This is a genomic window from Lysinibacillus macroides (assembly GCF_001281525.1).
GTDB lineage: Bacteria > Bacillota > Bacilli > Bacillales_A > Planococcaceae > Lysinibacillus > Lysinibacillus macroides.
In genome coordinates, this window is sequence record NZ_LGCI01000008.1 from 291819 (window position 1) to 315328 (window position 23510).

At 38.2% G+C, this 23510-nt stretch carries 23 protein-coding genes; 18 read left to right on the top strand and 5 right to left on the bottom strand.

The window, feature by feature from the left end; translation table 11 throughout:
* Nucleotides 1–43 precede the first annotated feature (43 nt).
* Entirely contained in the window at nucleotides 44–1039 is a 996-nt protein-coding gene (locus ADM90_RS13480) for a M23 family metallopeptidase (RefSeq protein ID WP_053995483.1), read from the bottom strand.
* A 258-nt stretch (nucleotides 1040–1297) separates the two neighbouring features.
* Here ADM90_RS13480 and ADM90_RS13485 point away from each other — a divergent pair, with 258 nt between their 5' ends.
* From ADM90_RS13485 to ADM90_RS13500, 4 genes are all read left to right on the top strand, one after another.
* Nucleotides 1298–3193, top strand: a complete 1896-nt coding sequence (locus ADM90_RS13485; protein WP_053995484.1) for a PrkA family serine protein kinase — start codon at nucleotides 1298–1300, stop codon at nucleotides 3191–3193.
* A 139-nt stretch (nucleotides 3194–3332) separates the two neighbouring features.
* A complete protein-coding gene (gene yhbH / locus ADM90_RS13490) occupies nucleotides 3333–4490 on the top strand; it encodes a sporulation protein YhbH (protein WP_053995485.1) in 1158 nt (385 codons plus the stop codon).
* A gap of 33 nt (nucleotides 4491–4523) precedes the next feature.
* Nucleotides 4524–5927, top strand: a complete 1404-nt coding sequence (locus ADM90_RS13495) for a SpoVR family protein (protein WP_053995486.1) — start codon at nucleotides 4524–4526, stop codon at nucleotides 5925–5927.
* Between the two features lie 151 nt (nucleotides 5928–6078).
* Nucleotides 6079–6954 (top strand): radical SAM/SPASM domain-containing protein, encoded by an 876-nt coding sequence (locus ADM90_RS13500; protein ID WP_053995487.1) that lies wholly within the window; start codon nucleotides 6079–6081, stop codon nucleotides 6952–6954.
* A 28-nt stretch (nucleotides 6955–6982) separates the two neighbouring features.
* On the opposite strand, the gene ADM90_RS13505 is transcribed toward ADM90_RS13500, so the two are convergent.
* Nucleotides 6983–7372, bottom strand: a complete 390-nt coding sequence (locus tag ADM90_RS13505; RefSeq protein WP_053995488.1) for a helix-turn-helix domain-containing protein — start codon at nucleotides 7370–7372, stop codon at nucleotides 6983–6985.
* 194 nt (nucleotides 7373–7566) lie between these two features.
* Here ADM90_RS13505 and ADM90_RS13510 point away from each other — a divergent pair, with 194 nt between their 5' ends.
* Entirely contained in the window at nucleotides 7567–8241 is a 675-nt protein-coding gene (locus ADM90_RS13510) for a restriction endonuclease subunit S (RefSeq protein ID WP_053995489.1), read from the top strand.
* Between the two features lie 190 nt (nucleotides 8242–8431).
* Here ADM90_RS13510 and ADM90_RS13515 read toward each other — a convergent pair whose 3' ends face one another.
* Nucleotides 8432–10105 carry a ribonuclease J gene (locus tag ADM90_RS13515; RefSeq protein WP_053995490.1) on the bottom strand — a complete coding sequence of 558 codons (1674 nt, stop codon included), beginning with the start codon at nucleotides 10103–10105 and terminating at the stop codon, nucleotides 8432–8434.
* A 99-nt stretch (nucleotides 10106–10204) separates the two neighbouring features.
* Nucleotides 10205–10699, bottom strand: a complete 495-nt coding sequence (locus ADM90_RS13520; RefSeq protein ID WP_053995491.1) for a L,D-transpeptidase family protein — start codon at nucleotides 10697–10699, stop codon at nucleotides 10205–10207.
* A gap of 134 nt (nucleotides 10700–10833) precedes the next feature.
* On the opposite strand from ADM90_RS13520, the gene ADM90_RS13525 reads away from it, so the two are divergent.
* From ADM90_RS13525 to ADM90_RS13555, 6 genes are all read left to right on the top strand, one after another.
* Nucleotides 10834–11046 (top strand): hypothetical protein, encoded by a 213-nt coding sequence (locus ADM90_RS13525; protein ID WP_053995492.1) that lies wholly within the window; start codon nucleotides 10834–10836, stop codon nucleotides 11044–11046.
* A gap of 45 nt (nucleotides 11047–11091) precedes the next feature.
* Complete coding sequence (locus ADM90_RS13530) at nucleotides 11092–11295, top strand: hypothetical protein (RefSeq protein WP_053995493.1); 204 nt, start codon at nucleotides 11092–11094, stop codon at nucleotides 11293–11295.
* Between the two features lie 14 nt (nucleotides 11296–11309).
* Entirely contained in the window at nucleotides 11310–11504 is a 195-nt protein-coding gene (locus ADM90_RS13535) for a hypothetical protein (protein WP_053995494.1), read from the top strand.
* Between the two features lie 88 nt (nucleotides 11505–11592).
* A complete protein-coding gene (locus ADM90_RS13540) occupies nucleotides 11593–11769 on the top strand; it encodes a cysteine-rich CWC family protein (RefSeq protein ID WP_235473537.1) in 177 nt (58 codons plus the stop codon).
* A gap of 168 nt (nucleotides 11770–11937) precedes the next feature.
* Nucleotides 11938–12516, top strand: a complete 579-nt coding sequence (locus ADM90_RS13545) for a DUF305 domain-containing protein (RefSeq protein ID WP_053995496.1) — start codon at nucleotides 11938–11940, stop codon at nucleotides 12514–12516.
* 269 nt (nucleotides 12517–12785) lie between these two features.
* On the top strand, nucleotides 12786–14537 hold the full coding sequence (locus ADM90_RS13555; protein ID WP_053995498.1) for a methyl-accepting chemotaxis protein: 1752 nt from the start codon (nucleotides 12786–12788) through the stop codon (nucleotides 14535–14537).
* 53 nt (nucleotides 14538–14590) lie between these two features.
* Here the strand turns inward: ADM90_RS13555 and ADM90_RS13560 are convergent, their stop codons facing one another.
* A complete protein-coding gene (locus ADM90_RS13560; protein WP_053995499.1) occupies nucleotides 14591–15181 on the bottom strand; it encodes a metallophosphoesterase family protein in 591 nt (196 codons plus the stop codon).
* A 228-nt stretch (nucleotides 15182–15409) separates the two neighbouring features.
* Here ADM90_RS13560 and ADM90_RS13565 point away from each other — a divergent pair, with 228 nt between their 5' ends.
* From ADM90_RS13565 to ADM90_RS13595, 7 genes are all read left to right on the top strand, one after another.
* Nucleotides 15410–16906: a class I adenylate-forming enzyme family protein gene (locus ADM90_RS13565; protein WP_083448553.1), complete on the top strand. Its 1497-nt coding sequence runs from the start codon at nucleotides 15410–15412 to the stop codon at nucleotides 16904–16906.
* A 73-nt stretch (nucleotides 16907–16979) separates the two neighbouring features.
* On the top strand, nucleotides 16980–17969 hold the full coding sequence (locus ADM90_RS13570) for a C39 family peptidase (protein WP_053995500.1): 990 nt from the start codon (nucleotides 16980–16982) through the stop codon (nucleotides 17967–17969).
* Nucleotides 17970–18045: 76 nt separating this feature from the next.
* Nucleotides 18046–19281: a carboxylate--amine ligase gene (locus ADM90_RS13575; protein WP_053995501.1), complete on the top strand. Its 1236-nt coding sequence runs from the start codon at nucleotides 18046–18048 to the stop codon at nucleotides 19279–19281.
* Entirely contained in the window at nucleotides 19278–19982 is a 705-nt protein-coding gene (gene cuyB / locus ADM90_RS13580; protein WP_053995502.1) for a cysteate racemase, read from the top strand. Before ADM90_RS13575 ends, cuyB begins: the two co-directional genes overlap by 4 nt.
* 207 nt (nucleotides 19983–20189) lie before the next feature.
* Nucleotides 20190–21338 carry a DEAD/DEAH box helicase gene (locus ADM90_RS13585; RefSeq protein WP_053995503.1) on the top strand — a complete coding sequence of 383 codons (1149 nt, stop codon included), beginning with the start codon at nucleotides 20190–20192 and terminating at the stop codon, nucleotides 21336–21338.
* A 1-nt stretch (nucleotide 21339) separates the two neighbouring features.
* Nucleotides 21340–22569: an aminopeptidase gene (locus tag ADM90_RS13590; RefSeq protein ID WP_053995504.1), complete on the top strand. Its 1230-nt coding sequence runs from the start codon at nucleotides 21340–21342 to the stop codon at nucleotides 22567–22569.
* A 12-nt stretch (nucleotides 22570–22581) separates the two neighbouring features.
* Nucleotides 22582–23487 carry an SGNH/GDSL hydrolase family protein gene (locus ADM90_RS13595; protein WP_053995505.1) on the top strand — a complete coding sequence of 302 codons (906 nt, stop codon included), beginning with the start codon at nucleotides 22582–22584 and terminating at the stop codon, nucleotides 23485–23487.
* The last annotated feature ends 23 nt before the right edge of the window (nucleotides 23488–23510 follow it).

Here is a 23510-nt window from a genome sequence, read left to right on the forward strand (position 1 = left end):
GGCACTCTCAGCAAAATGCTTGAAGTGCCCTTGACAAAAAACTCTATTGTTTTTGATTTTTTGCTTGTCGCTCCCATTGAAGTAAAGAAGGGTACGGATCAAAAGCCCATTCGGTTCTACCATTAAATTTGTATATCCCATAGTGAAGATGTGGAGGAAATTTACCAGATGTTCCTTCTTTCCCATAGCCAGAGCTTCCCACATAGCCAAGCACAGTGCCTGGTTCTACGATTGTACCTACTTCAATGTCCTTATGATAGCTCCCGAGGTGGGCATAATAGTGATAGGAGTTATGATTGTCACGGATACCAATACGCCAGCCACCAAATTGATTCCAGCCTTTTACTTCAACAACGCCATATGAGGTAGATAAGACAGGGGTTCCATAGTTTGCAAAAATATCCGTTCCTTCATGGATACGGCGTCCGCCCCAGCCTCTGTTAGCTCCCCAAGTGCCCTTATAGCTGTAATTATATTGAATGCTGACGGGGAAGGTATGTGCATCCAGCTCAATCGTTTTGAAATGTCTGTATAATGTTGAAATGGTGAAAATTTGATTAACAGCTTCTTCACTTCCATAATATTCCCATAAAGCTAATTTGAAATCTTCATCAGTGATGCCAAATTTGCCCAAATAGCTAGCCGTTGAGAAGATAACATCTTCATCGTCCTGAGGGCTTGCGATACCATCATTATTACCATCTAGGCCCATTCCACCAAAATAGCTAATGGTTTCAGGATGCGTATCTTCCTTTACAGGATTTAATGCACCTGACCAATATTCATCAGAAAATTGGATGGCCAAATAGCCTTCTCGTGTTGGAATATCTTTACGAACGGACTGTAGATTTCTTTCGTACTGATCAATAGCCGCTAAAAAATGCCAAGGAATGAGTAATTCATCAAATTGTACATAATAGGACATACGCTGCTGTAAAATTTCTGCTTCTGTTAGCTCCTCCTTCGCAAAAGAGCTAGTTGGGTACAATATAATGCCTAACAGTGTAATGCCTAAAAGAAACTGAAAATGGCGCTGCAATGATGGACCTCCTTTCTAACGTTAGAATAACCGAAATTTTTATCTTCATTCAGCAAGATTATTGGTAGAAAAAATACCAATCAATGATGTTTCGGCTACCTTTCAATCCAAGGTTTTGCCTTGATTCAACAGGTGTTTGAGATATTTGCTAAGCCAAGATAAATAAGAAGAAACTTTAGGAAAGAAAAAGTAATGGGTATCATCATGTCATTTCCTTCATAGTATGTTATAAATCAAGCCCTGAATGGAGGGAAGGCTATTAACATTTTAGATAAAGTGAAAAACTATCGCGAAGAAGAAAACAGGCTGAAGTGGGAAGGGACATTTGCTGATTATTTAAACATCATTAGGGAAAGACCTGAAGTTGCTCAAACAGCCCATTCACGCGTCTACAATATGATAAAAAGTTCTGGTGTAGAGGAACGCGATGGGCAAAAAATGTACAAATTTTTCGGACATGAAATTTTTGGGCTTGAATCAGCAATTGAAAGACTGGTGGAGGAATACTTCCATCCAGCAGCACGCAGGTTAGATGTTAGAAAGCGTATTTTATTATTAATGGGTCCCGTTAGCGGTGGTAAATCAACAATCGTTACCCTGCTAAAGCGTGGATTAGAGCAATATTCACGCACAGATGAGGGCGCAGTTTATGCTATTAAGGGATGTCCAATGCATGAGGACCCATTGCATTTAATTCCGCATCATTTGCGTAATGACTTTTTTGAGGAGTATGGTATACGCATTGAAGGAAGCTTATCACCTTTGAATACGATGCGTCTCGAAAAGGAATATGAGGGACGCATTGAAAATGTGATCATTGAACGTATTACCTTTTCAGAAGATAAACGTGTAGGTATAGGAACATTTACACCATCAGACCCGAAATCACAGGATATTGCAGATTTAACAGGAAGTATTGATTTTTCAACGATTGGTGAATTTGGCTCAGAGTCTGACCCTCGTGCATATCGCTTTGATGGAGAACTTAATAAGGCGAATCGAGGAATGATGGAATTCCAAGAAATGCTGAAGCTTGATGAAAAGTTCTTGTGGAATTTATTATCCTTAACACAAGAGGGTAATTTTAAAGCAGGAAGATTCGCCTTAATTAGTGCAGATGAGTTGATTGTTGCCCATACAAATGAAACTGAATATCGCTCCTTTATTTCTAATAAAAAGAATGAGGCATTACATTCTCGTATTATTGTGATGCCAATTCCGTATAACTTAAAGGTTAGTCAGGAAGAGCATATTTATGAAAAGATGATTAAAGAGAGTGATATGGCCCATGTGCATATTGCGCCACATGCATTAAAGGCCGCAGCGATCTTTTCGGTGCTGACAAGATTAGAAGTGCCGAAAAAACAAGGTGTGGATCTGATTAAGAAAATGCGCTTGTACGACGGAGAAAATGTGGAGGGATTTAATTCCGTTGACTTGGAGGAGCTGAAAAAAGAGTTTCCGAACGAAGGCATGAACGGCATTGATCCACGCTATATTATTAACCGTATTTCTTCTGCAATTATTCGCAAAGAGATACCATCTATTAATGCATTAGATGTCTTACGGGCACTAAAGGATGGGTTGGATCAGCATGCGTCCATTTCTCAAGAGGATCGCGAAAAATATATGAATTATATAGCAGTTGCGCGTAAAGAGTATGATGAAATTGCTAAAAATGAAGTGCAAAAGGCATTTGTCTACTCGTATGAAGAATCAGCAAAAACATTGATGAATAACTACCTCGATAATGTAGAGGCGTTTTGTAATAAAAATAAAATTCATGATCCACTGACTGGGGAGGAAATGAATCCTGATGAAAAATTAATGCGTTCGATTGAGGAGCAAATTGGCATCTCAGAAAATGCTAAAAAAGCATTTCGTGAGGAAATACTTATTCGTATTTCTGCCTATGCACGAAAAGGGAAACGCTTTGACTATAATTCTCATGAAAGATTACGAGAAGCGATTCAAAAGAAATTGTTTGCCGATTTAAAAGATGTTGTGAAAATTACAACCTCCTCAAAAATGCCTGATGAATCGCAGCTCAAGAAAATTAATGAGGTTGTAGCAAGACTTGTGGATGAGCATGGCTATAATACAACATCCGCTAATGAATTATTGCAATATGTAGGAAGCTTGCTTAACCGCTAACGGCCTAAGCTAGATAGGAGTGTCCGATTTTTAGGGCACTCCTTTTATCATCAAAAAGGATTTTATGAAAAAAGTTCAAGAACGTGGTTTCCAAGCATAGTATAGAAAAAGTGAATTTAATAGATGGGTGAGGATAAAAATGACTGAACACGAAAATAAAGGATTTGTTATCTCTCAGGAAAATTGGTCCCTCCATCGTAAAGGGCACCAAGACCAACAACGGCATATGGAAAAAGTAAAAGATGCGATTAAAAACAATTTACCTGATTTAGTAAGTGAAGAAAGTATTGTGATGTCCAATGGTCGCGAGGTCATTAAAATTCCAATACGTTCCCTCGATGAATATAAAATTCGTTATAACTATGATAATTCTAAACATGTAGGGCAGGGACAAGGCGATAGTAATGTCGGTGATGTAGTGGCACGTGATGGCAGTCAAGGAAAGCAGGCGCAAGGCAAAGGAAAAGAGGCAGGTGACAAGCCTGGCCAAGATTACTATGAAGCGGAAGTAAGCATTGAGGAAATTCAAAAAGTTCTATTTCACGAATTAGAGTTACCTAATTTACAACAGAAGGAAAAGGCAGATATTAAAACAGAAAAAATAGAATTTAATGATATTCGTAAAAAAGGGTTAATGGGCAATGTCGATAAAAAGCGCACAATTTTAAATGCATTAAAGCGTAATGCAATGAAGGGCAAAGCACAAATAACGCCAATTCATCATGATGATTTGCGTTTTAAAACATGGGATGAAGTCGAAAAGCCAGAGTCTAAAGCAGTTGTGCTTGCGATGATGGATACAAGTGGCTCGATGGGTGCTTTTGAGAAATATTGTGCCCGTAGCTTTTTCTTTTGGATGACTAAGTTTTTACGATCGAAATATGAAACAGTTGAAATAGAATTTATTGCGCACCATACAGAGGCAAAGGTTGTGACAGAGGAGGAGTTTTTCACAAAGGGTGAAAGCGGAGGAACCATTTGCTCCTCTGCTTATAAAAAGGCATTAGAGTTAATTCAGGAAAAATATCATCCTTCTCGTTACAATATTTATCCTGTACATTTTTCAGATGGTGAAAATATTTCAATGGATAACGAAAAGTGTCTGAAGCTGGTCGGAGAGTTAATGGATGTCTCCAGTATGTTTGGCTATGGGGAGGTCAATCAGCATAATCGTTTTTCAACATTAATGTATACGTATAAAAAAATAGATGATCCCAAGTTTAGGTATCATATTTTGCGTAAAAAAGGTGATGTGTATGATGCGTTAAAGAGCTTCTTCAAAAAAGAGGAAGAGTAAGATCAGTATCACGTTCAAAGGAGGGGGCGTACAATGGATACAAAAGCGCTTCAACGAGCCATTGATGAAATTACTGAAATTGCCTCAGGGTTTGGCTTAGATTTCTATCCAATGCGTTATGAAATTTGTCCAGCAGATATTATTTATACATTTGGAGCCTATGGTATGCCTACACGTTTTTCGCATTGGAGCTTTGGTAAACAATTTCATAAAATGAAGCTTCAATATGATTTAGGGCTTAGTCAGATTTATGAGCTTGTCATTAACTCTAATCCCTGCTATGCATTTTTGCTTGATACCAATACCTTAACTCAAAATAAATTGATTATTGCCCATGTGTTAGCACATTGTGACTTTTTTAAAAATAATGTTCGTTTTTCCAATACAAGAAGAGATATGGTAGAGAGTATGACTGCAACAGCTGAGCGCATTGCTAGCTACGAAAGGGAATATGGCAAGGATGAGGTCGAGCAGTTTTTGGATGCTGTATTAGCTATTCAGGAGCATATTGACCCATCACTTATGCGGCCAAAGCTCTCTTGGAATGAGGAGGATGAGCTAGAAGAGGAAAAACCTGTAGCCAAATCACCCTATGATGATTTATGGAGTATAGAGGAAAAAGAGAAGGTCTATAAGCCAGTAAGACGACGTATAAAGCATTTTCCACCAAAGCCAGAGAAGGATTTATTGTTATTTTTAGAGGAGTATAGCCGTGAGCTGGAGGAATGGCAACGAGATATCCTAACGATGATGCGTGAGGAAATGCTTTATTTTTGGCCTCAGCTAGAAACAAAAATAATGAATGAGGGATGGGCTTCCTTCTGGCATCAGCGTATTATGCGTGAGTTACAGCTAACAACTGCAGAGACCATCGAATATGCTAAATTGAATGCAGGGGTTGTGCAGCCATCCAAAACGTCTATTAATCCCTATTATCTGGGTATTAAGATTTTTGAGGATATTGAACATCGCTATAATCAACCTACTGAGGAGATGAAGGAGCTAGGGATAAAACCAAACTCTGGGCGAGATAAAATATTTGAGGTAAGAGAAATCGAATCTGATATTTCCTTTATACGCAATTATTTAACAAAAGACTTGGCAAAACGCGAAGATTTATATTTATTTCAAAAGAAGGGCAATGAATACCGTGTGACTGATAAAGATCATGAAATGGTACGAGATCAGCTTATATCTATGCGTGTTAATGGCGGTTTCCCATATATTGTTGTGAAGAATGGTGATTATTTACGCAATGGTGAGCTATATTTAGTACATGGCTATGAGGGTATGGAGCTAGATCCCCATTATTTAGAAAATGTATTGCCTTATATTTATCGACTCTGGGGGCGCCCTGTCCATTTGGAAACCTCTGTGGATAATAAGCCAATGCTGTATTCATATGATGGGACAAAAAATTATAAGCGTCATGTATAGCAAAAGCTTCTATCTGTTGAAAGGATGTTTGAACAGATAGAAGTTTTTTAATGACAAAATGAGGAGCTGTATGTTTTTTGCTATCCATCCTATGAATTTGTTAAAATAAATAAGATTTGAATATCTACGGAACTGGAACGGTGAAAAAACGTTGAGAACATTTAAAAAAGTGTATATAGAAATAACAAGTGTTTGTAATTTAGCATGTAGCTTCTGTCCGCCAACAGCTCGCACGAAAGGACTTATCAAAGTAGAGCAATTTAATAACATATTAGATGAAATTCGCCCATATACTAAATATATTTATTTGCATGTAAAAGGGGAGCCGCTTTTACACCCACGCATTGACCAACTGCTAGACGCTGCTCATGAAAAAGGCTTTAAAGTCAACATTACAACAAATGGTACACTTATTAAAAAGAATCGAAAAAAATTATTAGGTAAGCCAGCATTACGTCAAATTAACTTTTCATTACATAGCTTTGACGGTCATGAAGGCTCAGAAAACCGTGAGAAATATTTAGGAGATATTTTGGATTTTGTACGTGATTCTAGGGAATATAACACGATTATTTCTTATCGTTTATGGAATTTACAAAAGGATCATGTTTCTGGCCTTGCAGCACGTCGCAATCGGAGAACATTGGAAATTTTGGAAAACGAGTATGGTTTAGATTACCATATTGAAGAAAAGGTAGAGCCTGGTAAAGGCATTAAGATTGGTCCTCATATTTATTTGAATCAAGATCATGAATTTAGATGGCCAAGCCTATTAGCGCCTGAGGATGAGGGGAAAGGTTTTTGTCATGCACTGCGTAGTCAAGCAGCTATTTTGGTGGATGGCACGGTTGTGCCGTGCTGTCTCGATGGAGAAGGTGTAATTAATTTAGGAAATGTCCATGAGAAAAACTTTGCAGAAATTATAGAGGGGAAACGCGCTAACCGTATTGTAGATGGCTTTTCACGAAGAGAGGCTGTGGAAGAGCTATGCAGAAAATGCGGCTATCGTCAAAAATTTGGTATGTAACAATTACTAAAAAGAAACAGCTCCAAGGCTATGACCTATCGGAGCTGTTTTTCTTTGTTTGTAGATCAATCGTATCTAAAAAATCCTTTGTAATGCGTACTACATATTTTACCTCGTCTAAATTACGTTCTCTCAGTAATGAGCGATGAATGTCTAGCATGAGGTTCTTTTCCTCAATATCAGTAGCGCCAGATAATTTGTGAAAATTAAAAAGCTCCTCAGGAGAAATATCTAATGCCTTCATAAGTGTTTCTAATGTACTTAAGGTTATATTGGATTGTCCATGTTCAATATTGGAAATACGCCCTTTACTAAAACCTAATTTCCCTGTTCTTTCGGCTACCTCTTCTTGACTCAGCCCTTTAGATAATCGAATAATACGGAGTTGTTCACCTACTAGCTTTAAAAAATCTGACATATGATTCACCTCTATGTTAAAAGCTAGTGAAAAACAACTAAAATGACTATACTATTATAATAGTATAATGCGGAAAATGTTACATTAAAGTGGTACAATCTTTAGAGTAATACCTTTTTATGACCTAAGCGAAACAAATAGAAAGCTTTAGAAGGATGGTAATAAAATACAATATAAGATTGGAGGATGGAGATATGGTGAACTACTATTCATTAGGGGAAGTAGCAGAAATTAAAATGGGTAAAATGATGAGAAATGATAAATATTTTACTAAGGATGGAACTCCTTTTATAACAAAAGAAACGTTTAAACAATTATTAACAGACAATCATGTCCATCTATTACCGAAAATTAATAAGAATGTTCATGAGCATTGTACGATTTTACAGGTACCTGCTAACAGTATCTTGTTGAATAAAATAAATTTGAAGGGCACGTCTATCTATCAATGTACAACAGAGGTGTGCATTGGTCATGGTATTATTGCCATCATACCAGACGAATCCATGGTTGTTAGTGATTATTTATTTCATTTTTTAAAATGGCATCAACACAATAAAAAAAGATGCAATATCAATCGTATCATGATTGATTTACCATCGATTGCTATCCAATATCAAGTCGTACAGCTTTTAAATGCTATTCAACAATTACTGGTGAATAAAGATTCCTTAATAACAGCAGTAGAAGAACTTCCATTGTATTTTAGCAACTTTTCAAAACTAGCAAGGCAACAATCCCAAGGCTTGCATCAGGGGTTTGAACAGCTACAATATTTATATATGGAAATACTACATAAAATTTTTAATGACCATTTTTTAAGAGATGTACGAGAACATAATTTCTTTCAAAAGCTAAATAACCTATAATAAAATAAAGTCGGTGCAAAGTAGAACTGTCAGAAAAGATTTTTTCCGACAGTTCTAGCCTTTTTATTAAATATTTTTAAAATTTGGTGACCCTCTCTCTGTCGCTATATTTTCGGTGCAATAATATGGTGGGCGAGTCAAGATGTCACCATACTCAGTGTAGGGGAAGGTCTTAAAAAGGTCTCCTTTGCTAAATTTCAATAATAATGGGTAAGATCATAGGCTTTCGCTTGGTTTGTGTAAATAAATATTGTCCAACAGCTTTTTTGATTTCTCTACGAAAAACATGTATTTGCTGTCGACTGTCTGTTTGAAGCTCATTGACCACTTCTTTTGTGAGCATATTAACCTTCGTTAATAGCTCCTCAAAATCCTTGGCATACACAAAGCCTCGTGAAATGGTATCTGGCTCTGAAATAAACGTGCTATCTGCTTTATTCAGCGTTAAGACAATAACAAGCATGCCATCCTCGGAAAGCTGCTTACGGTCACGTAGCACAATGCCTTCAACCTCCCCTATACCGATACCATCTACATAGGTGTCTCCAGATGGAATTTTACGTGTTTGTCGAGCCTCTGAATTTTCAATATCAACGACATCGCCATTTTTCAATATAAAGGTATGCCCTTTTTCAACACCAACAGCTTCTGCTAATAAACGGTGTTGGTGGAGCATACGGAATTCACCATGAATAGGAATGAAAAACTTAGGCTTCATTAACGTGAGCATGAGCTTTAAATCCTCTTGATAGCCATGTCCTGACACATGCATTCCTGTATAACTAGAAGAGCCATAGATCACTTTAGCACCAAGCTGAAATAAATGGTCAACAATCCTAGAAACACTCTTCTCGTTGCCTGGAATAGGGGAGGCAGCTAAGATCACTGTATCATCTGGTAAAACTTTCACCTCTCGATGATTGCCATTTGCCAAACGAGCAAGTGCAGCTAATGGCTCCCCTTGACTGCCTGTGCAGAGTACCACCACTTCTTCAGGTGGGAGATATTTTACTTCACGAGCATCAACTAGCATATCCTCTGGAACATTCAAATAACCCCGCGCAATTGCAACTTCAACAACATTGACCATACTACGTCCTAATAAGGCTAGTTTCCTATTGGTCAGTATAGCCGCATTCACAATTTGTTGAATACGATTAACATTGGAGGCAAAGGTAGAAATAATAATTTTACGTTCTGCATGTAAAAAAGCTTCCTCAATATGCTGCCCAACAAGCTGTTCTGAGGGGGTTAAGCCTGGTCTTTCAGCATTGGTGCTTTCCGAGATTAACACAAGTACACCCTTTGATCCGATTTCTGCCATTTTATGAATATCCGCAAACTGATTATTAACAGGTGTTAAATCAAATTTGAAATCACCTGTATGCACAACATTTCCTTCTGGCGTAGATAAAACGATCCCCAAACAATCCGGTATGCTATGGTTGGTTTTGAAGAAATTGATAGCTATTGGATCAAATTGTAGTGTAACATCTGCATGAATTTCTATTAAATCGGTTTCTCTTAAAAGCTTATGCTCCTTTAATTTTAGCTCGATTAGCCCTAAAGTGAAGCGAGTAGCATAAACAGGCACATTGATTTTTTTTAAGAGATATGGAATACCACCAATATGGTCCTCATGCCCGTGTGTGACAATTAAGGCTTTAATTTTTTCTTTATTGTCAAGTAAATAACTAATATCAGGAATGATTAAATCAATGCCAAGCAAGGTTTCATCTGGAAATTTTGCACCACAATCAATAATGATTATGTTATCTGCATACTGTACTACATACATATTTTTTCCGATTTCATGAATGCCACCTAGGGCGAAAATGGATAATAGCTGCTTTTTTGTGGACAATGTACTCCCTCCTAACTATCTAACTAACGCCATTATGTAGTATAGCTTGTAATGTTTTATCCTATACAAAAAGACTAGGTGTGGGAGGGGAAGGAATTTTTATGGATGAATGATAACTTCAGTCCCAATAGGTACAATGCTAGCAAGCTCTTCAACGTCACGGTTTTGCATACGAATACAGCCATGTGATACAGCATGACCAATAGAACTAGGGTCATTGGTTCCGTGAATGCCATAATGCTCTTTTGATAAACTCATCCACATCGTCCCAAATGGACCACCTGGATTTGGAGCCTTATTAATAATAATAAAACTGCCTGCTGGTGTTTCATGTAGCATACGGCCTACCGCGATAGGGTATTGTTTTTGAAGCACATGATGATTATACAAACGCAGCCAACGATGAGTAGTCGAAATTTCGATATGATAAGGAAGAGTGGCAGGATTAGGAAAGCCCGGTATCATAATTTGCTGACCAATGTAAAGAATATCAGGCTGAATTCCTGGATTGGCTACAATAATGGATTGCAGCGGAGTACGATAGTCCCTCGCAATTTGGGACAAAGTTTCTCCAGCTTTGACTGTATGAATCAACGTTATTCCCTCCTGTAAAAAAAGTGATTGTTCTACTATATGCAAAGCCTGATTTAGATAACTTTGGGCATGTAAGATTTTTTGGCTCTTTGGATACAATAAGCAGTACCATTGTATTGCGAAGGAGCTTATCGATGAAGGAATTTAAAATCACGTATTTTTTTGATGACACACATTATATTAGACGATTTGTCCATATGGCATCACAGCAACAGGCAGAGAAGCTTATAAGAGATGAACGAGATCAATATATCTCCTTTACAGATAACAGAGGCATCTATCATGAATTGCATACAGGGCATGTACGGATTATTCAATTGGCGGAATACCATCGAAAAGACACATGATTTGTGAAGCATGGCACACATTAAGAGAGAAGGGAGCGTGACATAATGGAACAAATACCAGAGGATAAGAAAAAATTTTTGCATTTAAACAGCAAGGACAAACCTGATATGGTTGAATCCGATACCATTAGTCTTTTCGATTTGCATGAAGATATGCAAACGGTAGATGCTATTCCAATTGAAGAGCTCAATAAACGAGTAAAACGAGAAGGCGATGAGCTAATTGAAATGCAGCCAGATGAATTATAGGGGGGGAACATACCATGAATAATGAGAAAGAGAGACAATTTACTGCGGCAGGTACGAATATTCAGGAAGTAAAGCAAAAAAATGCAGAGGCAGGATTATCCTATAATGAAGTAAAGGCATTACTGGCTCAGAGTGGTGGACATGGAACAGCCATTTATAGTGATACAGCTGTAGAAGAGGTTAGGCAGGACATACAAAAGCACCAGTAATAAACGATTTGGGAGAGGAAGGTGTTGAGTCCTCTTCCCTTTTGCCTTTATAATGTTAAAAAATGTAGAAGGGGATGTGATAGGGTTGGTGAAACAAAAAGGTTGTCCATTATGTGGAGAGGAAAATGATTGTGGTGTGACAAAGGGGGAGCAACAGTGCTGGTGTATGGCTGTGGAATTCCCTCAGCATTTATTAGCTACGGTGGCGCAGGAGCCAAAGAGCTGTATTTGTCAAGGCTGTTTGAATACATATAAAAAAGACTAGTCATCGTGACCTACGAGCATCCGTCAGTGTTTTATATAAAATGAGCGTACTATTTAAAAGTATTTCTAAAATAGAGGTAGAACCCAAATAACAGTCTCAATTGGTACAACTGTCTACCACGCAACAACCTAGTAGGCATATATTACTCTGAAAGGAGTGTGTCTAATAATGACTAAGCCAATTGAGCTGAGTAATGTTACAAAGGCATATTTAGAGGAATATCAACGAATTCTCGATAAAATGATGCAGGGTATGTCCTATGTGACCATTACATGTAGTATTTCAGAAAATTTTATAAAGCAAATTATCCCACATCAAGTTGCAGCAATTAAAATGTCAGAAAATGTTTTACGATATACAACAAATATTCCTGTGCAAAACCTTGCATTAGAAATTATTAAAACGCATAAAGAAATGGTTGAAAGTCTCGAGGCATTAGAAAATCGATGCTGTATTGTTCAAAATTCAGAATATGAACTCTATGAATATATGTGTGCTTACCAACAAATTACCGAAGCAATGTTTAAAGCGATGTGTGCACCACCAGTATCTAATAGTATTAATATCAATTATTTACGGGAAATGATTGTGCATCATCAGGGAGGCATACGGCTAGCGCAAAATGTGCTAAGATTTTGTATTTGTCAAGAGCTAATTCCTATTTTAAAGTGTATGATGCAAATACTTTGTGAACAGCTAGCCCTTATGGAAAAGCTACTGGATAGCCTACAGGATTGCGATTGCTAGGTGCGAAAGCATCTGCTGGATCGTAAAGAGGCTATATCAATAGAATTGCATGCTTTCACGAATAAAAGCCCCTATATCAACGCTAAAATCTTAGATGATTTTAGCGTTTTGCTATGTAAAAAATATAAAGTTTTTTGTGAAACTACTTTTGTTTTTCTATTACTGGTAAAATATAAGTGTTTATTGGTTGAAGGCAATGACGAAGATCTTTCTTTTGATTTACAATATTGGAATTTTTGCATGAATTTAAAACAAATGGGAGTGGTGTGATGTTCAAGAGGAAGAATATTAATGGCAACTATGATTATTTCTCAGCTACAAAAAATTCAGATATTGAAGCCAATGAGCGTTTTAAAGAAAAATTGGACTTCTTAGCGTTATCTCGAATTAGAAGGGAATCGGTTAGGTTTTTACGTAAAATTTATGAGAATAACCGACAGTATATACTCGATAATTTTTATAAACGTTTACTAGAAATACCAGAGTTTAATCATGTCATTAATACCCATTCAACAGTAGAGCGTTTAAAAGGGTTATTTGATTCGCATTTTATTAGTTTGTTTGACGATGAATTAGATTTAGATTATGTATTTAAGCGCCGTAAAATCGCCTATGTGCATGCTCGAATTGGTGTACTGCCAAACTGGATGATTTCCGCTTACACATTGATTAACCAGTTAATTATTCCACTTATTGTGAAAGAGCTATCGCGTGACCAAGAAGAAATGCTAGACGTTTTACTCGCTTATGATAGCTTAGTAACCATTGATCAACAAATTATTTTAGAGACATATATTGAAATTCAAGCAGGCTCTGTTGTGAACGGATTAGGTGAAATTATCACCTATAATACACAGCTAGACACGATTAAGGAGCTTATTGCATTTCAAGAAATCCAACAAGAGGAGGTTGTGGCGGCAGACCAATTGATGCATGAATTAGATGAAAGTATTGAGGATATTGCATCATCTGTTGGAGATATTTCTCAGCAAACAAAGCATGTTTTAAGCAAATTAGATCAGGATTTAGAATCTCTTCAACAAGTATCGACAATCTTGCAAACAACAGATGAGGGCCATAAATCCATGCAGGAGGATATTCAGCGGTTAGTAGAACGTGTTAATAGCGTAGCCCAGCTGATGGAATTGATTAAGCGAATTGCAGACCAAACAAATTTATTGGCGTTAAACGCATCGATTGAGGCGGCTCGTGCAGGCGAAGCAGGAAAAGGCTTTGCTGTTGTGGCAGAGGAAGTTCGTAAACTTGCAGATGATACAAGTACATCTGTGAAATCTATTCATACTGATATACAGGAACTACTGCATATTACCAATAATATTAGTGCAATGACCAATCAATTTTCTCAAGATTTGCATCAAGGTGTGACTGATACCCTTCATATTTCACAGACGCTTAGTGAATTAAATAAAAACCTACAGCAGCAAGGGGCTCGCTTTGAGGAAATTGCAACAACGACAAAGGTACAAGCACAGTCTGCTACAAATATTTCAGAGCGCAATCATGCCATTACAGAGAGTGTACAAAAAAGTAAGGTAATTGTATTTGATATGGGCTCTGCCATTTACAAGTTAAGTAAAATGATTGATGACTACCGTTCTACTACAATTTCAAAAAACTTTATTATTAGTCAAGAGGATATTATTGAATTAGCCATTACGGATCATTTACTATGGCGCTGGAAAATTTATAATTTACTACTAGGCTTTGAAACGATGACTGAGCAGGATGTAGGTACACCACAGGAATCACGGCTTGGTGAATGGTATTACGGCACAGGTAAAAAGCTATTAGGTCAAGAACGTGCCTATTTAGAGCTAGAGCAGCCCTTTATTCATGTTCATGATATTGCTAAAAAGGCTGTACGCGAATACAATGTCGGGCATAAAGTTGAGGCGGAAAAGTATCTCGAGGCAATTACAGAAGAATCATATGCGGTTATTGATAAACTAAAAACGTTAAAGGGTATTTTATTGAACGAGAAAAAGCAATATATTCATTAACGGACTGAAAAGGTAAAAGAGCATGCTCATCGCTGGCAGCTCTTTTTATTCATTTATTTTACAGGCAGAGCGCGCATAAATGTAATTGTTCGTGCTTTACTATCATAAAGACACCATTCCTGGTGATCGACCACAGAGCCTACGTTCACGCCGTATTGTTTATTTTGTAATGCGATTGGCTGTCCATAACGAATACGAATTGGCAGCTTTTTTTGTTGGTAATAGAGACCAGATTCATGGCTATGCCCAAAGAATAATAATGATTTTTGAAAGGCTGGAAATGTTGGTTGCCAGCTGACGCTCCATTTAAACTGATGGCCATGCATTAACATCGCACCATCAATCTCCATTGTTTCAGGTAATGCTTGAAAACGATGAATGCCCGTTACTTGTGTAATGCGTTCTTCTTGGTTGCCTCGTATGGAAGGGAAGGTTAGCAATTTTTCAAATTCATGTTCTACGATGGCAGCTTTTTGCAAAGGTAAACCAGATAGTTTTTGAGCCTTTTTCTTACTAACCGTACATTCATATAAATCACCTAGCCCAATGATTATCGCTTCCGCCGCTGTTTGTTGGATATGTGCTAAAACAGTCTTTGTATCTTCTATATTAGAATGTAAATCTCCTAAAAGTGCATAAAGCATGTAAACCCGACCCTTCCTAAAAATAATCATATACGTATCATACACCTAATAGAAATTGGGAGAAAAGCAAAATGTCTAAGAATATTTTGAATGTGTAGAAAAATTGCTAAGGAATGGATTGCTTGTTAAAATATAATCGTAATTTTCTGAATTTTCATTAGTTTCGTTGTTTAGTATTTTGGATAGGGTGATGAGCATTTGAAAAAATAAATTGTTGGAGGGGTTATTATGACGATGTATATGACAGATATTCTCGAAAACTATGCGGTGCAACAACCTAAGGCAATGGCAACAATCTATAACGGAAACAAGCTAAGCTATCATGAGTTTTATGAACGTGTAGAGAGATTTGCAGCATACTTGCAACAGCAGGACTATCAAAAAGATGATGTAATTGCATTGTATACGCTCAATTCAGATTTATTTTTAATCGCCTATCTCGGTGTACAGTTAGCAGGCTTTGTTGTTATGCCAATTAACACCAAGCTGGCTGCTCCAGAGGTCGAATTTATTGTCAATCATTCGGAAGCAAAGGGACTTATTTATGATGAAAGAATAGAGGAAACATTCAAGGATATTTCTTATGAATTTCAGCATGCCATTAGTTTGCAGGAAATGACAGCTATTATTGAGCAAGATCAGGGTGTAAGGAAGGCTGTACAATTGGCACCACATGATACAGCAGTTGTTATGTACACGTCTGGTACAACGGGAAAACCAAAGGGTGTAATGCTAACACATCAAAATATCGCCGCAACAGCATGTATTTGGTCAGAGTCCATGCAGATGTCTAACAAAGATAGAATGTTTATTTGTACACCGTTATTTCATTGTGCAGGTCTTCATGTTTTTGCTATGCCGATGTTTTATCAAGGAGGCACAGTAATTATTGAAGAGGCCTTTACACCGACTAAAACATTAGCACAAATAGCTACAACAGCGGCAACAATTTTCTTTGGTGTGCCATCCATGTATACCATTATTTTAAATACACCAGGATTCAAGGAACATAGCCTTCATCATTTGCGTTTACTATGCTATGGAGCTGCGCCAATGCCTTATGAGCTTGTCAAGCAGATAAAAGAGGCATTTCCTAATGTAAAAGTGCAAAACTTATATGGTCAAACAGAGAATTCACCAGCAGCTACCTCTTTATTGGATAGTGATGCCTTAACGAAAATTGGGTCGGTTGGTAAGCCATTAGCACAGACAGAGGTATGGGTGGTTGATAGTGAAGGCAATCCAGTGCCAGCGGGCGAGGTAGGCGAAATTTGTGTAAAGGGACCACAGGTGATGAAGGGCTATTTACGCAATCCAGAGGAGACAGCGAGGACAGTTAAAAATGGCTGGCTCTATTCAGGAGATTTAGGACGTTTTGATAAAGAAGGCTATTTATATATTGTTGATCGCAAAAAGGATTTGATTATCCGTGGGGGTGAAAATATTTACCCTATAGAGGTGGAGGAAGTGTTGTATCAAATACCTGAGGTTTTAGAAGCGGCAGTCGTTGGCCTACCACATGAAGTATACGGTGAGGTGCCAAAAGCATATGTTGTGCTAAAAGAAGGCAAGTCTATTGAGGAAACAACGATCTTATCGTATTGTCAAACACAGCTTGCAAAATATAAGGTACCATATGAAATTGAATTTTTAGCAGAGCTGCCACGCAATGCCTCTGGTAAAGTTTTGAAGCATACATTACGGCCGAAAGTGAGATCTAAGTAGCATAGCATAGGAACATCCAGAAAATTATCGTATAATAGAGTCTACGACAGAGGGAATAGGAGCGGAATTTGTCTTGTGGACAAGAAGTAAGCGCTATATATTGATAGGGATTTTGACGATGATGCTATTAGCAAGCTGTCAGCCATTTTCACAGCAACAAGAAAAAAGTAAAAATCAATTAACGGTTTTAACAGTGGAATTTAGTAGTGGTGCACCGATTCCAAATCTCTATCTTACAGTGACAGATGTGAAAACAGGGAATGTAGTAGCGGATGCGATTGGCTCAGAAGAAGGGGAGGCTACATTTTCGCAGTTAAAGGCAGGGCGCGAATATGCAATAGCTGCTACGACACTTGAAAATAGCACAGCGAATAATGGTTATACAACAATTGAGCATTTTACGTATGATACAGCAAAGCCTTACTATAGATTGCAGACACATTTTTCGAGAGATGAGCAAGAACTAGGCATTCCTGTTGTGATGCAAAAACCTGAGCTTCCACATGGCTGTGAAATTACATCACTCACAGCCGTGTTAAATTATTATGGCTTACAGGTATCAAAGCTTGAAATGGCTGATAATTATTTACCAAAGCAACAGATACATGCTGAAGGCGATCAACGCTTTGGTCCTAACCCACATAAGGCTTTTGCAGGTAATCCGCGCGATAAAGCGAACGGTATGTATGTTTTTGCTGCACCGATTGTTCAGGCAGCCGAGGCAGTGATTGCAGAGAAGCAGATAGATTTACGTGTGACCAATAGAAGTAATTCCACACAGGAGGAGCTTTTACAGCTTGTGCGAGAGGGTGTTCCTGTTGTAGTATGGGTAACGCTTGATTTATCAGAACCAAAAACAAGCACATCGAGAGGCTGGATATACAAAGGAACAACAACAGTACGAGATGCCTATATGAATCTCCATGCCGTTGTTTTAACAGGTCATTTAGGTGATAAAGTAGTTGTGATGGACCCCTTAAAAGGCTATGTAACGTACAATGTCGATCAGTTTTTTAAAAGCTATCGGGAATTAGGCAAGCAAGCCGTAGCTGTTCATAAATAAACCAGCTATTTTTTAAGCAAATCCTTTAATCGGAAGTATGTTACACTATAAGAAAAGCAAAAGTGAGTTGAGTAGCATGGCCATTGAGCACAGTTTTTTACCAGTTCTACTAGGGAATGAAATGAATGCATATGGCATGGCTCGAGCATTTTACGAAGCCTATGGAGTAAAGCCACTTGCACTAAACCATACAAATATGGAAAAAATTCAACAAAGTGATTTAATGACCTTCTATGAAGTACCCAAGCTTCATAGAGAAGAGCAATTTGTTGCTACATTAAAAGCGATTGCACAGGAATTTGCTGCTAAGAAATTATTGCTATTAGCCTGTGATGAATTTTATGTAAAAAGAATAGTTGCACGGAAAGAGGAGCTATCCGAGGATTTTATGATTCCTTATGTGGATGAGGCGCTTGCACATCAGCTATTAACACGTGAAAGCATGTATGAGCTGTGTGAGCAGTTTGGCTTTCAGTATCCTGCTACGCATGTGTGCACTGTAAATAACTATGAAGAATATGAAGATATGCCATTTGACTATCCTGTTGTTATCAAGCCCTTGAATATGACAAAGTATGCCACATGTATTTTTCCTGGTAAGAAAAAAGTATATATTGCATATAATAAGGAGGAAAAGGATCGTATATTCCATGCGATTTATAAGGAATCAGCCTATCGAGATGACATGATGATTCAGCAATATATACCTGGTGAGGATGCCAATATGCGGGTTGTCAATGCCTATGTTGGTCAGGATGGTCAGGTAAAGCTACTAGCTATTGGCAATCCGATTTTAGAGGAGCATTCGCCAGAAGGCATTGGGCGTTATGTAGCTATTATAACAACCTATCATCGAGAGCTAATGGATACAGTGAAGTCATTTTTAGAGACAATACAATTCCAAGGCTTTGCTACATTCGATATGAAATATGATGATCGTGACGGTCAATATAAATTATTAAGTATTGAATTACATAATGAGCTCTCCAATTATTATGTGACAGCGAGTGGCTATAATTTACTGCAGTATGTTGCGGATGATTTTATTCGTGGCAGTAAACAATCCTTAACATATGTGCAAAATAAGCATCTTTGGACAATTGTACCAAATGGTGTGCTGTTTAAATATGTACAAAATGAACAGCTTGTAATTGAAGCAAAAAGCTTAATTCGCCAAGGAATGGCTACAGATTCTATTTTTAATTATAAAGATATGAATGCAAAGCGTTGGTTGAACATAACGCTTGATAATTTAAATTTTTACCGCAAATATAAGAAATATTTTAACAACAAAGGTCTGTCTAACTCATGAAAAAACGAACTTTAGGTATAATTGGTGGCGTTGGCCCACTTGCAACAATGTTTATTGGTGAAATGATTGTAAGACGTACAAAGGCGCAGAGAGATCAGGAGCATTTACATACCATTATCGATAATGATACAAATATCCCTGATCGTACAGCCTTTATTTTAGATAATACAAAGGATAATCCAGTGCCGGTAATCATTGAGGATGCCAACAAATTGGCTTCAATAGGAGCTGATATGATTGCTATTCCTTGTAATACAGCCCATACTTTTTATAACGAAATTGAAAAGGGCTCGCCCGTTCCAGTGCTGCATATGATTTGTGAAACGGCGAAGCGTGCAGCTGACTTAGGAGCAAAGCGTGTTGGTATTTTAGCAACTACAGGTACATTAACATCACGTATGTATCAAGAAGCTTTAGAGACATATGGCATTACCCCAGTTGTGCCAGACAATGAGATAAAAGCCTATGTGATGTCCATTATTTACGATTATGTGAAGGCTGGGAAGGATGTTACAGTAGAGGACTGGCAGCCCATTGAAGAAGCGATGCTAGCATTACAGTGTGATCGTATTGTTTTAGGCTGTACAGAGCTTTCAATTGTTAATCGAGATTTAAAGCTAAGCGATATATATATTGATTCCTTAATTGTTTTAGCGGAATGTGCGATTTTAGCTTGCGGCTATGAGCTTGCTGAATCGTAATTGAATGAATAATGAATCTGCTTGCTTTTCACGGGTAAGCTACAAGTCTTTATAGAGTTGTGGACAAGCTTACTTTTGCCGTGTAGGAGTTGAGCAGATTTTTTCAATGATTTCTTGAAACGCCGAGCAGTGGTTTACGTATAGATAAAGTAGGAATGTGCTTAGTATGTTAAACTAATGTCAAGCAGATAGAAGGTGGGAACAAACATGTCAGTAATCAGTTTATTAAAAGAAGAATTACAAGTAAAATGGCAATTTGAAACAACGATGAAAATTCAAGAGGAAATGATACCAGCCATGCTTGAGGGCAAGGATATTGTAGCTGAGTCACCAACAGGCTCAGGTAAAACATTGGCGTATGTTTTACCATTGCTAAATAAGGTGAATGGAACAAAAAAGCAAACACAGGGACTAATTGTTGCCCCTTCACAAGAGCTCGCTATGCAAATCGTAGAAGTCATCCGTGAGTGGACGGCAGGTACAGATATTACAGTTCAACAGCTGATTGGTGGTGCAAATGCTGCACGCCAAATTGAAAAACTAAAGAAAAAGCCAACAATTGTTGTTGGGACACCTGGTCGTTTAAATGAATTGGCACGTGCAGGGAAGTTAAAGCTTAAGGAAATTGAAACGGTTATTTTAGATGAATGTGATCAATTACTAAGCCGTGAATATCGTGTTGTCATTAAATCCTTTATCGAAGGCTCTGCCTATGGGCGACAGGTGGTTGTTGTGTCAGCGACAATTACAGAGGAAATTGAATTAGTGGCAAGCCGTATGATGTTTGAGCCACTTCGTTTTAAAATTAAGCCAGAGGATATGCTAAAGGTCGGTAAAGTTGTCCATTCCTTCGTAAAAGTGGAAGAACGTGATAAAACAGATTTCCTGCGCCGACTTTCCCATACAGAGGGTTTAAGAGCGCTGGCTTTCGTCAATAATATCGATCAATTATTAATGAAGGAAACGAAGCTGCAATACCGCTCAGCACCGATTGTGACACTCCATTCTGATATGAAGAAAGAAGAGCGCAAAAAGGCTTTAGATGCATTCCGTAAAGGAGATGCACGTATTTTAATTGCAACAGATATTGCTGCTCGTGGTTTAGATATTGCAGGATTAACACATGTTATTCATGTTGACGTTCCACGCACGATAGAGCAATATTTACATCGTTCAGGTCGTACAGGCCGTGCGGGAGCAGATGGTGAGGTACTAACGCTTTTATCGTATCGTGATGAAAAAACGTATAAAAAATGGACGAGGGAAATCCCAGGCAAGCCGGTGCAAAAAATATGGCATGATGGTAAGCTGATGGAAGGTAATTCGAAAACAATTGGACAGAAGCGAGGGAACTAGTATGACATTTGAAGAAAAATTACAGGCATATGCAGAGCTTGCCGTAAAAGTTGGTGTGAATATTCAGCCAGGTCAATATTTATTAGTGAACACATCCGTGGAGGCATTGGATTTTGCTCGCTTAGTAGTGAAAGAAGCGTATAAGGCAGGGGCAGGGCGTGTTCATGTCAATTTTTCTGATGATGAGATGGATCGTGCCTATTTTGAACATGCTTCTGATGAGGAATTTAATCGCTTCCCTGAATGGGTTGTGAAAATGCGTGACGAGCTGATTGAGCGAAAAGGGGCTTTATTATGGATTGATGCTGCAGACCCTGATAAATTAACGGGTATTCCTGCTGATCGATTAGCGACACATCAAAAAGTATCAGGAGCGGCATTGAAAAACTATCGCAATGCGGTTATGAAGGATTTAATTGCTTGGTCGATTGTGGCAGTACCTTCGCCGAAGTGGGCAGCAAAGGTATTTCCAAATTTAACAGCAGAAGAACAAGTACCTGCGTTATGGGAGGCCATTTTTAAAACGGTTCATATTGGAGAGGGAAATGCCGTAGAGAACTGGCGTGAGCATGTAGCCAATTTAGAAGCGCGTGCCCAATTGCTAAATAGTAAAAAATATGCAAAGCTGCACTATACAGCACCAGGCACAGATTTAACCATTGCCTTAGCACCACAGCATAAATGGCTTACTGGCGGCAGTAAAACGCCTGAGGGTAATGTTTTTATTGCCAACATGCCCACAGAAGAGGTATATACACTGCCAATGAAGCAAGGTGTAAACGGTTATGTTACGAATACAAAGCCATTAGTCTATCAGGGCAATATCATTGATGGTTTCAAATTAACATTTGAAGAGGGCAAAATTATTAAGGCAGAGGCTGAAGTAGGACATGATTTATTACAGGAGCTTATCCAAGTGGATGAAGGTTCAAGCTATTTAGGTGAAGTAGCACTTGTTCCGCATGAATCACCAATTTCAGCATCAGAAATTTTATATTTTAATACATTATTCGATGAAAATGCGTCAAACCATTTAGCTATTGGTGAGGCATATCCTACTTGCTTAGAGGGTGGTAGAGACTTAGAAAATGGTCAATTGGAAGCATTAGGCGCAAATATTTCTGTCACACATGAAGACTTTATGATTGGTAGTGGCGCAATGGACATTGATGGTGTTTTACCAGATGGTACGGTAGAGCCAATTTTCCGTAAAGGTAGCTGGGCTTTTTAGGAGGAGAAGCAGATGAAGCGATTAGGGAGCTTAATAGGGATTATGCTATTGTCCATCATGTATTGGGCTCCATCTGTTTCTGCCCAAACAGAAAGTTATGTAGCGCTTGGCGATTCCTTAGCTGCTGGACAAACACCCTACCAACAAATTGATGCGGGCTATAGTGATTTAATTGCGATGAAATTAAAGCGCTCAGGGCAATTAACAGCTTACACTAAGGAGCTTGCTTTTCCAGGTTTTACAACTGCAGATGTGTTGGAACGTATTCAATCGGAGGTAGCAAAGGAGCTATTAGCGGATGCCACATTAATTACCGTGTCAGCCGGTGCAAATGATTTATTGCGTTTGGTACAAGTGAATCCAAACGCTGGAACATTAGCCTTTTCCCAGCTTCAAACAGATTATGCTTTAAATATGGCGAGAAAAAATTGGATGGCGATTTTAGAGGAGCTAGCAGTGCGTGCACCAAGGGCAAAAATTTATGTGATGGGCTATTATTTTGCTTATCCAGCCGTTCATGCTACACAAAAAGAGGGTACAAATGCACAGTTGGTAAAGCTAAATACAATTTTGCAACAGCAAGCGGAGCATGCTGGAGCCGTGTATGTAGATGTTTATGATGCCTTTGGATTAAATGCTATAAATTATTTACCAAATCATACGGATGTGCATCCAAATATGGAAGGCTATCGGCAAATGGCAAATGCCTTTTTACAAGCATATAGTGGTAGTCACGCTTTGACTATTGCTCCAGCCGAATTACCTAAGCCGAACCCTTTATCCTTTGAGGAAATTTTAAGGCAACAAGCGTCTGTAGAAGCGGAGGAACAACAAGCACCCCCGCCACAACCTGCACGCACAGCATATCGTATTCAGGGTTTCCCTGGCTACATAGCTTTTATAGAAAATATTAAATAGGCACGATAAAAAGCATCTTATGT

Coding starts and splice junctions, on each gene's coding strand:
- ADM90_RS13590 (WP_053995504.1), top strand. CDS start 21,340: ATGACATTTGAAGAAAAATTACAGGCATATGCAGAGCTTGCCGTAAAA.
- ADM90_RS13575 (WP_053995501.1), top strand. CDS start 18,046: ATGGCCATTGAGCACAGTTTTTTACCAGTTCTACTAGGGAATGAAATG.
- ADM90_RS13530 (WP_053995493.1), top strand. CDS start 11,092: ATGGAACAAATACCAGAGGATAAGAAAAAATTTTTGCATTTAAACAGC.
- ADM90_RS13510 (WP_053995489.1), top strand. CDS start 7,567: ATGGTGAACTACTATTCATTAGGGGAAGTAGCAGAAATTAAAATGGGT.
- ADM90_RS13595 (WP_053995505.1), top strand. CDS start 22,582: ATGAAGCGATTAGGGAGCTTAATAGGGATTATGCTATTGTCCATCATG.
- ADM90_RS13545 (WP_053995496.1), top strand. CDS start 11,938: ATGACTAAGCCAATTGAGCTGAGTAATGTTACAAAGGCATATTTAGAG.
- ADM90_RS13555 (WP_053995498.1), top strand. CDS start 12,786: ATGTTCAAGAGGAAGAATATTAATGGCAACTATGATTATTTCTCAGCT.
- ADM90_RS13560 (WP_053995499.1), bottom strand. CDS start 15,181: ATGCTTTATGCACTTTTAGGAGATTTACATTCTAATATAGAAGATACA.
- ADM90_RS13535 (WP_053995494.1), top strand. CDS start 11,310: ATGAATAATGAGAAAGAGAGACAATTTACTGCGGCAGGTACGAATATT.
- ADM90_RS13495 (WP_053995486.1), top strand. CDS start 4,524: ATGGATACAAAAGCGCTTCAACGAGCCATTGATGAAATTACTGAAATT.
- ADM90_RS13565 (WP_083448553.1), top strand. CDS start 15,410: ATGACGATGTATATGACAGATATTCTCGAAAACTATGCGGTGCAACAA.
- ADM90_RS13585 (WP_053995503.1), top strand. CDS start 20,190: ATGTCAGTAATCAGTTTATTAAAAGAAGAATTACAAGTAAAATGGCAA.
- yhbH (WP_053995485.1), top strand. CDS start 3,333: ATGACTGAACACGAAAATAAAGGATTTGTTATCTCTCAGGAAAATTGG.
- cuyB (WP_053995502.1), top strand. CDS start 19,278: ATGAAAAAACGAACTTTAGGTATAATTGGTGGCGTTGGCCCACTTGCA.
- ADM90_RS13505 (WP_053995488.1), bottom strand. CDS start 7,372: ATGTCAGATTTTTTAAAGCTAGTAGGTGAACAACTCCGTATTATTCGA.
- ADM90_RS13525 (WP_053995492.1), top strand. CDS start 10,834: ATGAAGGAATTTAAAATCACGTATTTTTTTGATGACACACATTATATT.